This window comes from Flavobacterium sp. LC2016-23, from assembly GCF_009674775.1.
In the GTDB taxonomy this organism is placed as follows: Bacteria; Bacteroidota; Bacteroidia; order Flavobacteriales; family Flavobacteriaceae; genus Flavobacterium.
In genome coordinates, this window is the sequence record NZ_WKKE01000007.1 from 45,294 (window position 1) to 61,160 (window position 15,867).

Annotated in this window: 11 protein-coding genes; all 11 read right to left on the reverse strand. The window is 38.1% G+C overall.

All coding sequences use genetic code 11. The features are described from left to right. Window positions 1-18: 18 nt before the first annotated feature. Window positions 19-2,199, reverse strand: a complete 2,181-nt coding sequence (locus GJU43_RS07435; protein WP_229655021.1) for a glycoside hydrolase family 97 protein — start codon at window positions 2,197-2,199, stop codon at window positions 19-21. A gap of 51 nt (window positions 2,200-2,250) precedes the next feature. Continuing rightward, a complete protein-coding gene (locus GJU43_RS07440) occupies window positions 2,251-3,630 on the reverse strand; it encodes an alpha-amylase family glycosyl hydrolase (protein ID WP_154340155.1) in 1,380 nt (459 codons plus the stop codon). A 122-nt stretch (window positions 3,631-3,752) separates the two neighbouring features. Then, the gene (locus GJU43_RS07445; RefSeq protein ID WP_154340156.1) at window positions 3,753-4,865 is read right to left on the reverse strand and encodes a SusE domain-containing protein; all 1,113 of its coding nucleotides are present in this window, start codon (window positions 4,863-4,865) and stop codon (window positions 3,753-3,755) included. A gap of 12 nt (window positions 4,866-4,877) precedes the next feature. Next, window positions 4,878-6,395, reverse strand: coding sequence for a RagB/SusD family nutrient uptake outer membrane protein (locus tag GJU43_RS07450; RefSeq protein ID WP_154340157.1), 1,518 nt, complete (start codon window positions 6,393-6,395; stop codon window positions 4,878-4,880). An 8-nt stretch (window positions 6,396-6,403) separates the two neighbouring features. After that, a complete protein-coding gene (locus GJU43_RS07455; protein WP_154340158.1) occupies window positions 6,404-9,670 on the reverse strand; it encodes a TonB-dependent receptor in 3,267 nt (1,088 codons plus the stop codon). Window positions 9,671-9,801: 131 nt separating this feature from the next. Next, entirely contained in the window at window positions 9,802-10,983 is a 1,182-nt protein-coding gene (locus GJU43_RS07460) for a FecR family protein (RefSeq protein ID WP_154340159.1), read from the reverse strand. A 348-nt stretch (window positions 10,984-11,331) separates the two neighbouring features. Further along, window positions 11,332-11,895: an RNA polymerase sigma factor gene (locus GJU43_RS07465; RefSeq protein ID WP_154340160.1), complete on the reverse strand. Its 564-nt coding sequence runs from the start codon at window positions 11,893-11,895 to the stop codon at window positions 11,332-11,334. Between the two features lie 373 nt (window positions 11,896-12,268). Then, window positions 12,269-12,925 carry an aspartate kinase gene (locus GJU43_RS07470; RefSeq protein WP_042564741.1) on the reverse strand — a complete coding sequence of 219 codons (657 nt, stop codon included), beginning with the start codon at window positions 12,923-12,925 and terminating at the stop codon, window positions 12,269-12,271. Between the two features lie 122 nt (window positions 12,926-13,047). Next, complete coding sequence (locus tag GJU43_RS07475; RefSeq protein WP_154340161.1) at window positions 13,048-13,407, reverse strand: YraN family protein; 360 nt, start codon at window positions 13,405-13,407, stop codon at window positions 13,048-13,050. A 210-nt stretch (window positions 13,408-13,617) separates the two neighbouring features. Next, the gene (locus GJU43_RS07480; protein WP_154340162.1) at window positions 13,618-14,517 is read right to left on the reverse strand and encodes an LD-carboxypeptidase; all 900 of its coding nucleotides are present in this window, start codon (window positions 14,515-14,517) and stop codon (window positions 13,618-13,620) included. Window positions 14,518-14,671: 154 nt separating this feature from the next. Beyond that, the gene (locus tag GJU43_RS07485) at window positions 14,672-15,745 is read right to left on the reverse strand and encodes a serine hydrolase (protein WP_195760027.1); all 1,074 of its coding nucleotides are present in this window, start codon (window positions 15,743-15,745) and stop codon (window positions 14,672-14,674) included. Window positions 15,746-15,867: the final 122 nt, after the last annotated feature.

Below are 15,867 nucleotides of genomic sequence, written 5' to 3' on the forward strand. Positions count from 1 at the left end.
GTGTCTCGGAACCTTGAATTAAATCTTTTTCAATCCTTTTAGTTCTGCAGCATTCCCTTCCTTAATGCTGACAGCAACTCCTCCGCCCGGAGCCAGATATTGTTTTAAAATTGTCTTTGAGGTTACGACAACTTTAGTGACGGTATAACTTTGCGGTTTCTCTTTCCAATTGGCTTCTTTTGCGTCGGCGTAAATGGTGGCAATGAATTTTTTTCCAGCAGGTAAATAATCAAATGTTATGTTGGCCGTTCTGGCATTTTCATCTGTAATTCCGCCAATAAACCAGGCATCTTTTCCTTTTGCTTTACGGGCAATAGTAATGTAATCTCCCGGTTCAGCTTCCAGAATGTAACTGTTGTCCCAATCTACGGCAACATCTTTAATGAACTGAAAAGCATCCGGAAAACGCTCGTAATTCCCCGGAATATCAGCAGCCATTTGTAATGGACTGTACATCGTTACATAATAGGCCAGTTGTTTCACCAAAGTAGTATTGACACGCTGCGTGCTTCCGGTTCCGTAATACGAAAGATCAGTTTGGAAAATACCCGGAGTATAATCCATTGGCCCTCCCATCAAGCGGGTAAATGGCAAAATAGTAGTGTGATCCGGTGCTAATCCGCCCATAGATTCAAACTCAGTTCCGCGGGCAGATTCCTGTGCGATCCAGTTTGGAAACGTTCGGTTCAAACCCGTTGGACGAACGGCTTCGTGGCTGTCGATCATAATTTTATAATCGGCAGCACGTTTGGCTACATTGATATAATGATTCACCATCCATTGTCCGTCATGGTGTTCGCCACGCGGAATAATTTTACCTACATAACCTGTTTTTACGGCATCGTAACCGTTGTCATTCATAAATTGAAAAGCACGGTCTAAGCGACGCTCATAATTGGTTGCCGATCCTGAAGTTTCGTGGTGCATGATAATTTTCACTCCTTTTGAAGCGGCATACGCATGAACGGCTTTCACATCAAAATCCGGATAAGCGGTTACGTAATCAAAAACTTCTTCTTTCCAGTTGCCGATCCAGTCTTCCCAGCCAATATTCCATCCTTCGATCAGGATCGCATCGAAACCGTTTTTAGAAGCAAAATCAATATATTCTTTTGCTCTTTCTGTGGTGGCTCCGTGTTTTCCGTTTGGTGTTAATTTCGAAAAATCATCTGTCAGTTTTACGTTGTTTTCTTTTCCGAAAGCCCAGGTGCTTTTTCCGGCAACAAAATATTCCCACCAGATTCCGATGTATTTTACCGGTTTTATCCAGGAAACATCTTTGTAGCTGGTTGGATCGTTGAGGTTCAGGATTAATTTTGAAGCCAAAATTTCAGTTGCTTTATCGCTCACTACAATAGTTCTCCACGGTGATTGCGCATCAGTCTGAATGTAGCCTTTATTTCCTACGGCATCAGGTGCTAAATGGCTGCGCATTTTATTATTTGCAGCATCCACTTCAAGATACATGGCAGGATAATTAATTAAACCGGCTTCGTGAATGTTGATGTATAAACCATCATCAGATTTCATCATTGACGGGGTCTGTACCGATACTTCTTTTATGGGCCATTGGGAGTTGATCTCAATAGTAGCCTTTTTCATCAACGACGGAATTTCAGAAATTTTCGAAGTGGTATAGGCATATTCATTGGTATCATAATCGCCCGGAATCCAGAAAATTTTATGATTCCCGGCCAGGTTAAATTCAGAACGCTCTTCTTTAATCACAAAATAATTCAGATCATTTTGCTTTAGAAATTCATATCTGAATCCTAATCCGTCATTGAATAATCTGAAACGGATGCGGATATACCGGTTGTTATTTTTCGTCTGGGCTAAAGTTACCACCAGTTCATTGTAGTTATTGCGTATTGTCTTTTCTTCCCCTAAAACAGGATTCCAGGTATCATCAACCGAGGATTGTGCTGTATTTGTAATGGTAAAACCATCCAGAAACGAAGGCATATTCTGCAGTTCTAATCCCAAAGAACTTGGTTTAATAACTGGTTTTTGTTTATAGGATAACTGATAGGAAGGAATTCCGCCTTCTTTTAATTCAAATTTTAAAGAAAGGTTTTTATTCGGAGAAGTTATCTCTTGTGCCTGAACCAAGAGGACATTGGCACAAACAAAAAGAAATAAGACAACTGTTTTGCTTAGAGAAACGCCAGGCAATGCTTTTTTGGATTGAAAATTCATTTTATTTAGTTTTTTGCAAATCTAATTGTATTTTTTAGAAATGCGTATGTATTAATTTTTCAATATTAGATATTGATACGGTAAAAGGGTTGTTTCACTGTCAAGCGTTACGGTTGCGCCTGAAAAAGCGTCTTTCCATGTACCTTTTAATGCAGGTGCTACCAGATATTTCACTGAAGAATTGGTCAGGTTAGAAAGGACTAAAACTTTTTCAGCTTCTTTTACCATTGTGAAGGCGCTTACCGCATCGCTGCTGTATCCTGTAAAAGTTCCTCTTTTTATCGCATTACTGCTATTTCTGAAAGCAATAATCTTTTTGTATTCGGCAAGCATATCAGTATCTGCAGCAGACCAGTCAATAGGCGTACGGGCGAAATAATTCAATCTTTGTGCATAGCCAATTTCCTGTCCGTTGTAAATCATAGGAACCGATTTTAGATAAGCTGTTACGACAAAACTCGCCACAGATCCTTTTTTACCGCCAAAAAGCTCCAAAGGTGTCCCGTCGGTAAGGTTAACATCATGATTGCTGGTGTAGCGTACCACTTTGCTGTCAGTGGTGTAAATGTTGGCATATTCAGTAGCGTTTGAATTTTGTAAGGTCGACGCAGACAGATTGTCTTTGAAAACTTTTTCTAAGGCACTGAAAAAATTAAATCCAAAAGTGTAGTCAAAACCGGAAGTGAAATGACTTATTTTAGAACCTTCCGCTAACATTAAGATCTTTTGGTTTTTTTTGATGCTTCGTAATTTGGTGATGGCAGCTGTCCAGAAGCCCGGCGCTACGAAATCGGCATAATCACATCTGAAACCATCAATGTTTGCATTATAAATCCAGTACGACATCGCGTCGATCATGGCATCTTTCATTTCAGCATTATTGAAATCCAACTGGGCAACATCGGTATAATTGGTTCCTGGTGGAATAATGATGTTTCCTTCACCATCCTTTTGGTACCAATTAGGGTGTTGTGTAATCCACGGATTATCCCAGGCAGTGTGATTGGCAACCCAGTCCAGCACAACAGCCATGTTTTTTTTATGCGCTTCTTCCACCAAAACCTGAAGATCCTGTAACGTTCCAAAATCCGGATTAACCGCTTTATAATCCTGTACCGCATAAGGGGAACCCAGTTCTCCTGAAGCTTTTACTTTTCCAACAGGGTAAATGGGCATTAAATAAATCACATTAGCGCCAAGTTCCTGAATCTGTGAAAGCCTTTCCTGAACGCCTTTTAAAGTTCCGGCCTGACTGAAAGCGCGTATATTCACCTGATAAATGATGGCATCCTGTTTGTCCGGCATTTTTTCGAAGGCGGCACCGTACTGTGTGTAGGGTGAAGGGGGTGTGGAATTGTCATCCGAAGAACTACACGAAATAAATGCCAGGGCAATTAGCAGGGTGTAGAAGATATTTATATTTGATTTCATAATTTCATTTTTAGTTTTTAATAATCCGGTATAGCTTTTAAGTTTTAAAACATTTTAAATTAACCTGCCTTCCACGAATGAAAGACAGGTAATCTGCTCAACCAAACTAATTTAAATTTTAATTATTTTTTTGTGATGGTACAGATCGCAGTGGCCGGATAACCCGTAGTTGCCGGATCTGTTTCCACTATTTTGAACGTTACTTCGTAAGTTCCGGCTTCTGCAATATCATAAGCTCCTCCGTTATCCAGATTTACCGTATTTGTTGCAGCATCTGCCGGGCCGTAATTAATAGTCCAGCCATCATTCAATCTGAATTTTAATGCTCCCGGTAATAAATTGGCAGTAATTTTCCACGTTTTGGTTTGATGGTCATACGACATCGGAACCGAGTGATTCCATCCGTAGTTGGCGTCACCTGCTGTTTGTTCAGCTGTTGCTGATGCAGGACCCACAATTCCCCAGGCATACGGAGTAGCCGTCCATTTTAGGGTGTTTAAATTTACTTTCATCTGATACGATCCGGCTTGAGGAAGCAGAAAATCGGTATCACTCATGTTTTTCATGTCGAAATTCGTTTCTCCCGCACCATAAAATTGAGCCCAGTTTCTTTCCTTGTTTATTTTGAATTCACGCCCCTGTCCAACCGGAAGTGTCATGTAACCCTGATAAACTCCTTTTTGTATAGCGGTTAAAGCAGCAGCGGTTTCTATGCTCCAGCCCTGATAACTTCCCGGCATGTATATTTCGCCAAAAACAACACTTCTTTCATACGGAGTAATGGTTAAGGTAAGAGGATCCGAATACACTTTATGATCCAGACTCGCTTCTACGCGCACAACTAATTTTCCGGCAAGCTCAGGCAGAAGTCCAAAGTCTGTGGCGATCTGGTTTAAATCTTTTCCAAGAATAGCTTTGCTCAAAACATCTTCACCCACTTCGATCCGTTTGGATTTTTGCCAGGCCGTTGGTCCGGTAATATCCGAAATCACATCAATTTGTAAAGCATAGGTAACCGCTGTACCAACAGGAAACTGGACTGCAGGCCATGAGAATAACACGACAGAATCATCTGCGGTATCTTCCGTCAGTACCAATGTGGTGGAAGAAGCTACAAGAGTACCTGGAAAAGTAACGGTTTTTAAGGTGGTAACCTGAGCAGATTCGCTTTCACAGGAGGCACCCAAAAAAAGCAAGCTGCCTAATACGAATAACTTATTTATATATTTTTTCATAATAGTTTGTTTTTATTGCGGGTAACCCGGATTTTGTTTTAATGCTGTGTTTGCATTGATGGCAGCGGTTGGAATTGGGAACAATTTTCTGAACGCAGGCGATGCTGTTGTTCTGAATTCGTTAGGTAATAAAAATTTATTAAAACGAATCATATCCTGTCTTCTGTGTCCTTCCCAGTTTAATTCAAAGCCTCTTTCGTCATAGATATTATCCAATGTCGGATTTGCATCCAGCGCAGTAAGGCCTGCACGCTGCCTGATCATATCAACAAAAGGTTTTGCCGCTCCCGGATTGCCTAAACGAACATTACACTCTGCCATCATTAAGAGGATATCAGCGTATCTGTAGATTGGGAAATCATTAGAAGCTCCTCCTCCCGTATTTGCCCCTGCCGGATAAAATTTAACATTACGCACTCCGGCTTGCGGATCTGCTCCCGGAAGATCTATAGACTGAACATCTAAGGTATAATTCACACCTCCTGGCTGTTCACCGGCTAAAAACTGTTTTTTACGAATATCGGCATTGTCATATTTCAGGTAAAATTGTTTAGGAACGATAGTACCATTCCAACCATTATACTTCAGTGCAGTGATACCATGAGCACCATACAGGCTTCTAACGGCATAAACATTACGCGATAGAACATCAATAGTGGCGTAAATAGATAAAATAGTTTCATCCTGAGGCGAAACATCCCCGAATAATTCGTAATACTTGTTTCCAAGCGGGCTGCCTGCGTCTGCAGCACCGGAGTGAAGTGTAAATCCGCCTTCGCTTACTTTGTTACAGGCTGCTAAACACTCCGCCCATTTTGCTTCGCCGGTATACACTTCCGCATTAAGATATACTTTGGCCAGTACGGTATATGCGGCCCATTTGTTGAATCTTCCGTAATATTCTCCACCTTTGTTATTCGAAAGTAATTCCGCATTTTCGGTCAGTTCTTTTACAATAAAAGTATAGACTTCTTTACGGCTTGCCTGTGGAATTTTATCGGAAGCAATAGTGTTGTCGGTATAAAAAGGAACATCTCCGAAATCATCAATCAAAAGATAATAGAAAAAAGCACGGGCTACCTTAGCTTCGGCAATTTTTGAAGGGTCTGCATTTGATTTTTCCAATAAGGCGATTGCTAAATTGGCTTTGAAAATACATCTGTACAGCCAGTTCCAGGTGTTGGTGATAATACCTTCGCTTGGCAGCCAGCCGTGTTTGTGCAAACGGGCAAAATCCTGTTGCCAGTTACCATCATTTCGATGCGGAATCACCTGTTCGTCAGAAGACATACAGTTCATATCGTACCAGCCATTATCGGCTCCTGCATAGCCAACACCGGTATAGCCATCTCTGGTAAATTCTCCCGGAATCTGGGCATAAATACTGGCAAGGAGACTATTGGTTCCTGCGGGAGTTCCGTAAAACTCATCTGCAGGATATTGATCGTATACTGTTTCACTAACATCAGTACAGCTAAACAGGGCAAGGAAAGAGATACTTCCTGCCAACAATATATTTTTAATTTTCATTTCTTGTACTATTTAAATTTTACAGTTAAACCAAATGCAATACTTCTGGTACGGGGATAAAACCCTTTGTCACCACCAAAATTTTGTCCGCTTCCGCTTACATCCAATTCCGGATCCATACCTGTATAATCCGTAATCAGGACTAAATTATTCCCGGTAAGAGAAAGTCGGATCGACTCAAAATATTTGTCCGTAAAACGGAAACTGTACCCTGCTGTAACATTATCCAGACGGATGAAAGAACCGTCTTCTAACCATAAATCAGAACCGTAGGTAGAAGTCACAATTCCTTTGTCAACAGCACTGTCTAAAACATTTGATTTACCAACGTTCTCCAGCATGCTTAGCCTTTGGCCAAGGGCATTGTAAATTTTATTTCCTCCTGAGCCTCTCCATAACATAGAAGCATCAAAATTCTTATAGCGGTAAGACGGACTAAAAGCAAATGTATACGTTGGTAAAGCTGAACCTGCATAGTAACGGTCCGGGCTGTCGGCATTCTGATTGATTTCGCCTCCGCTTCCGTCACGATCTTCAACAGTTTCGGCTTTGTTACCGTCTACGCCTGTAGAATGCAGGATATAAAAGGCTCCCACCGGTTTTCCTTTTACCAGGTAAGAGTTTGCAGCTCCCCAGCCTACATAAGCTGTTGTTAAAGACTCACCATTATAACTGCCACTTAAATTAAGGACTTCATTTTTCATAAAGGAAACATTTCCTCCTAGTGTAAGTGTGCTGTTTTCTGTTCGGATCACATCATACGCCAAAGAAACCTCTAAACCTTTATTTGAAATACTTCCGACGTTAGCTTTAATATAATTATAGTCGTTCTTAACCTGAGACAGTGTGTAATCAAATAATAAATCATCTGTTCGGGAATCGTAAACATCTACCGTACCTCTTAATCTGTTGTCTAAAAGTCCAAAGTCAAGACCAATATTCGTTTGTTTTTTGGTTTCCCATCGCAAATCAGGATTAGCATTTTGTTTTGGACTGTAATTGTTGATTTGTGAACCTCCAAAATAAGTTAATCCCGTTGGACCTACTAACGCAATGGAGTTTTGAGGTCTAAGTCCTTGCTGATTTCCTGTAACACCATATCCTGCACGCAATTTAAGTTCATTAAATAAAGTTTGGTTCGCCATAAAAGACTCCTTGTTTATTTGCCAGGCTACGGATGCAGAGGGAAAATCCCCCCATTTGTTATTGATTCCAAATACAGACGAACCATCTCGTCTGAAACTTCCCGTAAATAAATAACGATTCAGCAAAGAATAATTGATGCGCCCTAAAAATGACACTAAGGTTCTGTCATTTTTGTACGATGTTATATCATTAGGTGAAACTTTCGAAAGATCACCAAGCTGCAAAGAATTATAAGTTGTTTTGTCACTGATAAAACCTTTTGCCTGTGCATAATTTCCCTGATAAGTTTGGTTTTGCCATTCGTATAAGGCTAATGCATTGATGCTGTGAATGCCAAAGGTTCTTTTATAGGTAAGACTGGCATTCGTTAATCTTTCATTTTGCTTTTCATTTCTAATGTTGGCATATCCTTTCTGATCAATTGCATAGGCATTTGTGGAGGCAGCAGGAAGATAATAACCATACATGTTATTTGTTTTTCTCCAGCTTCCAAACCAGCTGGCAGTTAAACCTTTCGCTAAATCCAGATCTGCTTTAAGGCTTCCAAATAAGTTATCTTCCTGTCTTTCATTCGTAACGGTTTGTGCCGCTGCATAAGGATTTAAATATTGAAACACATTTGGATCTGTAAAGTAACTTCCGTCAGGATTAAGGACAGGATCTGTTGGTCTCATTAAATAAGCATTGGTAATTAGATTTGAGGAGTAGGCAGCAGTTCCGATATCTCCAATGCTGTTATTCCCATTAATAATACCGTTTGTTAAATTAAAAGTCAGTTTTAATTTATCATTAAGACCCATTTGAGTGGCCTGAATACGGCCTATATATTTTTTATTATTCGAATTAATGACCACACCGTCTTGTAAAATAGCCGTTACAGAAGCTCTGTAGTTAAATTTGTCCGTTCCTCCACCAAAGGCCAGCGTGTGCGTTTGTGTGATCCCGGTTTGTGTTAAAAGACCATACCAGTCGGTATTAGAGCCATGGTTAGAAGAAGCCGGAGTACCTGTGGACTGAGCCACTTCCCACCATTGGCTGGCATCTAACATATCCAGTTTTCTCGGAATAAAATCCAGTGAGGTTGAACCAATATATTCTATCGTTGTTTTTCCTGCTTTATTCTTTTTTGTCGTTACAATGATGACACCGGGCGCTCCTCTTGAACCGTAAACGGCAGTAGCAGAAGCATCTTTTAAAACATCGATACTTTCTATTTCACTTGGCGGAACCTGATTTAACAAATCCATATTTCCCTGAATTCCGTCTACGACTACCAAAGGATCATTTCCGCCACTCAAAGAGCCGATTCCTCTAATACGTACACTTGGTCCTGAACCCGGTTCACTTCCGATCTGGGTAATGTTTACTCCCGCTGCTTTTCCGGCAATCAGTTGTAATGGATTTACAATTGCGCCCTGGTTCATGTCTTTTGAGGCGATCGAAGAAACCGCTCCTGTAACATCTCTTTTGGCTGTAGATCCGTACCCCACCACAACTATTTCCTGTAAATCTGTAGTGTCAGGAAAAAGCTGAATATTAATGACTTTCTGACTCGCAGTGACCTTTTTTTCTTTGTAGCCTACAAAAGAAACTACGATTACAGAAGCACTGCTTTCAACAGTAAGCTGATATTTCCCGTCAAAATCGGTTACAAAACTATTTTTGGTTCCTTCTTCAAAAACAGTTGCGCCAGGCAAAGGCAGGCCATTTTCATCGGTAATGATTCCGGAAACGGTTTGTTTTTCATATCGTACCTTCTCTGTTTTAAGTTCCGGTTTTTTTAGGATAATCTGGGTGTCCCTAACCTTAAATTCGGTGGGAGTTCCTTTAAAAAGTTTATTCAAAACAATATCAATCGGCTGATCTTTTACCGAAATAGTAACTATGCGATCCAGATCGATATCGCTCAGTTTGTAAATAAATCTGAAGTCTGTTTTTTGTTCGATGGTCTCAATAACCTTTTCGATTGTTGAATTGTTTAATTCTAAGGATACTTTTGTCTTTTGGGCATAGGTATTCCCCCGGATATTAAACATGGCGACCAAAATAAGTAGGGTAGTTAGTTTCAATTTTAGGTCATTTTGGAACACACGGGATAAAAACCCGGTATTCTTTGATTTTTTTTTCATAATTTTGTTAATTGATTGTAGTTAATTCGTTATATTCAATCACTTAGTAAATCGGAAATTGTTCGCAGCTCTTTCCGATTTTTTTTATTCGCTCTCTTTTAATTCTTTTTGTTTTGTCATTGGCTTAGTGGTTATTTAATTAGTATCTGATTGTTTTTTATCGTGTAATTAATGCCGTGAATGTCATTAAAGTAACTCATCACTTTTTCTATGGATTCCTCTTTAAAACTAGCATTGAATTTTTCATTCGCCAGCTTTTCATTTTTGTTGATGATTGTAATATTATAGCGTCTTTCTAATTTTGTGATGATATTTTTGAAAGTCATGTTTCTAAAGGTCAAACCGCCATTTATCCATGAAGTATAAATATCCGTCAATACGGGTTTGGTCAATATTTTGTCATTTTCTCTGTCAAAACTACCTTTGTAACCCGGCTTCAGGATGGTATTGTTATCGGGATTAAATGTTTCATTGGTGCGGTACATGCCAACAGAACCTTCCACCAGCACAACATCTGTAGATTGGTCTTCGGGATAATTGGAAACGTTGAAGTGTGTTCCTAAAACGCGGACGTTCAGCTTGTCTGCATTGACAATAAAGGGATGTTTTTTATCTTTCGCTACATCAAAAAAAGCTTCTCCCTCCAGGAAAACCTGTCTGTTTTCGCCGGCGATAAATTTTACCGGATATCTTAAAGTAGTTCCTGAATTTAGGTGAACAAGAGTTCCGTCAGACAATTGCAGCTGAAATTTTTTGCCGTATGGAATTTTGATAGTGTTGTACGATAGTTTTTCCAAATCAGAACTATTTTCATAAACCAGTTTGTCTCCACTTTGATTCCCAACAATATTTCCTTTTGAATCTCTTACCTGTACCGAATGATCTTCAGAAATAATCTGAACATTTCCGTCTTCTAACTGTAAAACAATATCAGTGCTTTTAAAATCAAATTTTTGTTCCGGTGTTTTATCAGTAAAGTTTTGTTTGTAAACAGCAAAGCCAATTCCGAATAAAACCACTACGGAAGCAGCTATTGAAATATACTTTCTGAAATTTGACTTTCCGGAAGAGATGTTTATCGTAGTTTCATTTTCTTTGGAGGCCTGAAGAATGTTCAGGAAAATGTCATCAGCCCTTTGCGGATTCATTTTCGGCATTTCGGTAAGCAGATCTTGAATATCCTCAACCGAAGGAAAATCATCCGTCAGTTTATTTTTTTTATAATAGGCAATTACCTCATTTGTTTCTTCGGCTGTACATTGATTTAAAACAAATTTTTGTAAAAGGCTTTTTATTTCAGAATTTGAATTCATTTCGAATTGGTTTTAGGTCCGGTTCTGATATAATACAGTTGAAAAGAAGGGGAGTACTACTCAAACGTTGTAAATTTTTAAAATTTAACATTTTTGAAATATCGTAAATCTTCTGAAGTACTATTCTTGTTGCGTTTTTTAATAAATGAAATATTTTAATTTTTTTAATAATCGGCTCGTTTTGTCATTTCGAACGAAGGGAGAAATCGCATTTGCTGAATACACAAAGCACATTGCTCTGTATTTAAAGTTACTGTACGTTGCATCAACCCTCGAGCCCTTTGCGGTTACAACAAAAAAAAATCACCCGGAAAGAGTGATTTAATTGGTTAAATGTGGTTTTTTGGTTTAGACAATTTCGTCATGAACCTGAAAAAAGACCCGCATCGATTCTAATGCTTTGCTCATCTGGTTCCTGACTGTATTTATAGAGATGCCGAGTTCCTGACTGATTTCTTCGTAACTCATGCCTTTCTTTCGTGACATTTTAAAAATTTGCTTTCGCTTGGGAGGCAATTGATTCATGGCCTGCTTGCGGAGTTTTTTGCAATCGGCTTCCCGAATTGAATAATCTCCGTATTCGTGCGATTTCTGGCTTTCATAAAAAATCTCTTCTTTGAGCAGTACATCATTTGCTGCTTTATTTAAGAAATTAAAAGCCTGATTTCGGGCAATGGTAAAAATATAAGCCTTAAAGGATTGTTCCGGATTTAAATTTTCGCGGTTCATCCAGACTTTCATAAAAACATCCTGAACATTTTCTTCAGCAGCTTCCTTAGATTTTAAAATACTGATGCTGTACCCATAGATATCCTGATAGTATAAATCAAAAAGGGCACGAAATGCTTTTTCGTTACCGTTTTGGAGTTCACTGACCAATAATTTTTCGCTATGGTTGCTCGCTTCTAACATTAATTTAATTAGTCTTGTTTAGTTCTAATTATATTATGACTCTAAATGGGGGGTGTGATTGTTTGCTTGGTTGGCAAATATATAAAAATATTATTCTCAACAAATTATAACTAAAAAAACTTATTTCTTAATTTTTGTTAGTTTTTTTATTAAATGAAGAATAAACGCCTGTAAGTCACTCTTTATAAGCAAGTGTCATTTTGACGCTTTTGAGTTTTGCAATTTAATCGTAAAGATACTTTTGAGAATATTCTTATTTGTGTGTACTAAATAAAGGCGATCAAAGGTTTATAAACTTAAAAATCCTTTTCTCTTTTAAACCTTAAAAGAGAAAAGGATTCTATGTTTTGGTAAATTTTGTGTTGTTTTAGCTTTAGTTTTTCAAATCTTTAATCACTTTAAAAGCAACATCAACCTGATCTTCCCCAACCAGAATGGTGAATTCATTTGAAGTCGAAATTACCTCGTTTATAATGATTCCTTCCCAGGCCAGACGCTGAAAGATAAAGTAATAAATACCCGGAACAACAATATTTTCTTTAGGTAATTTTACAGTTATGGAAGCAAGATTATCTAATTTCTGTATTAGTTTTTCACGCATAAAGTGTTTTTCAACCAAATGGTTAACACTGCTGCTTACGACAATATTAGTTTCGTTTACACCGCGGGATGAGGTGTAAAAAATATCAGACAAAACATTAATATCAGATATCAGATCGGCTTGTTTGTTTAAGACAGTTTCTGAGGCTGCAAAAGTGTAATCCGTTAATTCTGAACGAACTGTAATCTCCCCAATGTTCTTGATGACTTTGTTGATTTTATGGTTCAGTTTAAAATCCAATTCTTCTGTGAGTCGTTTTAGAGACATTACAACAGCGCCTTGTTTTACTTCTTTACCAAATTCACTTTCCAGTTCGGTCATGATATTCCGGGACAGAGAGGTAAGGTTGATGATTCCAAGCGATAACGCATTCAATAAAAAGGGTTTTGTTTTAATGTAATTTTCTACAATGGAAGAAACGGTTTTCATAGTTTTTTTTTTTTTTTTTTTGTAACGTAATTGGTTGGTTTAGTTAACAGCACGATGTTATAAAACTCTGCAAATATAAATAAAAAAACAATTTGTTACAATTATAACAATAGAAAATTGTGTTAAAAATGATAAAAAGCGTCTGTAAGATGTTCAATTGCAAATGATTCGTTGTTTTTTTGTACCGCAATGATGTCAAATCTTACTTCAAAATCTATTTCCCTATAGTTTATGTAGGCATTTACTGCTTTTACCAGTAACTGAATTTTTTTCGGTTTAACAAAATCCTGAGGAAGACCAAAATCGATACTGGATCTGGTTTTGACTTCAATTATGGCCAGAATATTTTCTTTTTGGGCAATGATATCTATTTCAGCCTTCTGAAAGGTCCAGTTGCGCTCCAGAATTTCATAGCCGTTTTCCTGAAGGAAGGCTACGGCAAGTTCTTCTCCTTTTTTTCCGAGTTCGTTGTGTTCGGCCATTTTTTTTTAGGTTTTTTAGTCTCAGTTTTCAGTCTCTGTCTCAGTTTTCAGTCTCAGTTTTCAGTCTCAGTTTGGAATTTTTTTGTAAATTTTGATGGCACGCAAAGACGCAAAGTCGCAAAGTAATTCATTTCGAACTTTGCGACTTTGCGTGATTTATATTGTGGTATTTAAAACTCTTCCTTAATTTAAGGAATTGTTTGGGAAGCATTATTTGGTGAAGACAACAGTACTTCCGGATTCATTAACTTCTATGGTAATAGTACTTCCCATGATTAAAGCCCTGTTGTCCTGAATATGACCTGCCGGGAAATTGAAAATTACCGGAATATTATATTTTTGGGTGACATCATCTACGATTTCAACGGCATTTTTACCCCACGGCACTTCGTTGTCCTTCATTTTAGTCATCCCACCAACAATTATTCCTTTCAGGTTTTCGATGCATCCGTTGCGTCTCAGGTTCATCATCATACGGTCAATATGATACAGATATTCATCTAAATCTTCAATAAATAAAATTTTATCCTTGCAATCTATGGCAGATTGGGATCCTAACAAACTATAAAGTATGGATAAATTTCCGCCTACCAATTCTCCGGTTGCTTTTCCGTAACGATTCATTTTATCCGGGCCTACAGTGTATGATAGAGTCTCACCAAACAAAGCTGCTTTCATCGAACTGATAGCGGCCGGAGTAGCACGCGGAATCGTTACCGGCATTACCCCATGTATAGATTTATAGCCCATTGTATTCAGGTGGTTGTGCAAAACGGTAACGTCGCTAAATCCAATAATCCATTTTGGATGTTGTCTGAATTTGGTGAAATCCAAAAGATCAATCATTCGCACCGTTCCATATCCACCGCGGACACACCAAATGGCTTTAATGTTTGGATTGTCCAATTGTTTCTGAAAATCAGCAGCACGTTGTTCGTCAGTCCCGGCCAATTGATTGACATCAAGGCCTATAGTGCTTCCTATTACGGCCTCTAAACCCCAGCTGTGCAATAAATCGATAGTAGGTTTAAGATTATCATCTATATTTTTTCTGGCTGTTGCTAAAATAGCTACTGTATCTCCTTTTTGTAAATAAGGTGGTGTGATCATGTTTTGTTGGGATTGACAGGTGAATGATTGCAAAGCAAAAGTAAGAAATACGATTTTACAAAGGGTAAAACGTTTCTTTATATGTTGAAAGCAGCTCGTGTTCATAGTATCTTTTGCTTAAAATTATAAATTATTTTTAAGATTTTGGCTAAAATTAACCGCCATATTGTTTTTCTAATTCCTCCAGAAGAAGCGTTAATCCTTTATCGGCTTCTTCAGATTGTACGTTGGCAAAAATAAGGAAAGCTTTATTAATAGCGGGACAAAGATACACTTTGGTTAAAAATGTTCCGGGATTTCCGTTGTGAAAGGAATATTTTAACTGATTTTTTTCTTTGATTTCTGATTGCCATCCAAAAGAAAATTCAGGAAGTCCATAATGCATGTGTTCGAATTCATCAGCCGTTAATAGTTTTGATTTCCCGAGAAGTCCCTGAAGCTGCAGTTGTGCAAATTTACAATAATCAGGTAAATTTATATTGATATTACCTGCTGCTGATAGCCAGTTTAATTTGTAATTCAGAGCCGGTTTTTCGGGTTTTAAATTTTCATCATGACCCCAGGGCTGATTTTTGTCTTTTAGATTCGGCTGACCAAAATCAAAAGCAATTTGTAAAGATTTTCCGAGCTCGTACACGAGAGTTTCGTAGCTTTTTCCGGTGGCTTTTTCAAGCATTAATCCGGCTGCAACATAACTGGGATTGGACCAATAGATCTCTTGTTGTTCTGCAACTGGCTTTTGTTGAAAAAACCATTCTATAAATTCATAGCGTTGCTGCTGGTTGTTTCCTTTGATTTCTTTAGGGGTTGGAGTCTCATTTCCATAGGACCAGATGTTGAGATTCGCTCTGAAAGTTAAAAAATCCTGCAAGGTAAAATCATAAGTAGCCGGATTGCTTTTTGATTTTAATTCCGGATACAAATCAAAAAATTTAGTGTCCCATTTTATTTTTCCTTCTTTGACCAAAAGCGTTGCGATATAACTTGTAACTGTTTTGGTTATGGATCCTAAACGAAAGCGATCATCGATTTTTGCTTTATAAGAAGTATTGTAACGCTGATCACCCAAAGCCTGAATCTCAAATACAGAATCTGAAGAGACAACCGCATAAGCCAGTTCCGGAATTTTGTGTGTTATCCTGATGCTGTCTGCAAACGAACTGTTTTTTTGCCCGTAAAAAGAAGTTAGAAAGCTAATATAAAAGGCAAAAACAAATATTTTTTTCATTTGGTAGCGTGTCAGGTTTTGCAGGCAAGTTACAAGCATTTTAAAGAGAAACAAAAATTAATGGTAAAATAAATTAATATAATTTTCTTACAAATAATTAATTTCCTAATTTGTGGTTTTTA

Excerpts from the sequence above, each read along its gene's own strand:
- GJU43_RS07435 (WP_229655021.1), bottom strand. The coding sequence starts at position 2,199 with ATGAATTTTCAATCCAAAAAAGCATTGCCTGGCGTTTCTCTAAGCAAA.
- GJU43_RS07440 (WP_154340155.1), bottom strand. The coding sequence starts at position 3,630 with ATGAAATCAAATATAAATATCTTCTACACCCTGCTAATTGCCCTGGCA.
- GJU43_RS07445 (WP_154340156.1), bottom strand. The coding sequence starts at position 4,865 with ATGAAAAAATATATAAATAAGTTATTCGTATTAGGCAGCTTGCTTTTT.
- GJU43_RS07450 (WP_154340157.1), bottom strand. The coding sequence starts at position 6,395 with ATGAAAATTAAAAATATATTGTTGGCAGGAAGTATCTCTTTCCTTGCC.
- GJU43_RS07455 (WP_154340158.1), bottom strand. The coding sequence starts at position 9,670 with ATGAAAAAAAAATCAAAGAATACCGGGTTTTTATCCCGTGTGTTCCAA.
- GJU43_RS07460 (WP_154340159.1), bottom strand. The coding sequence starts at position 10,983 with ATGAATTCAAATTCTGAAATAAAAAGCCTTTTACAAAAATTTGTTTTA.
- GJU43_RS07465 (WP_154340160.1), bottom strand. The coding sequence starts at position 11,895 with ATGTTAGAAGCGAGCAACCATAGCGAAAAATTATTGGTCAGTGAACTC.
- GJU43_RS07470 (WP_042564741.1), bottom strand. The coding sequence starts at position 12,925 with ATGAAAACCGTTTCTTCCATTGTAGAAAATTACATTAAAACAAAACCC.
- GJU43_RS07475 (WP_154340161.1), bottom strand. The coding sequence starts at position 13,407 with ATGGCCGAACACAACGAACTCGGAAAAAAAGGAGAAGAACTTGCCGTA.
- GJU43_RS07480 (WP_154340162.1), bottom strand. The coding sequence starts at position 14,517 with ATGATCACACCACCTTATTTACAAAAAGGAGATACAGTAGCTATTTTA.
- GJU43_RS07485 (WP_195760027.1), bottom strand. The coding sequence starts at position 15,745 with ATGAAAAAAATATTTGTTTTTGCCTTTTATATTAGCTTTCTAACTTCT.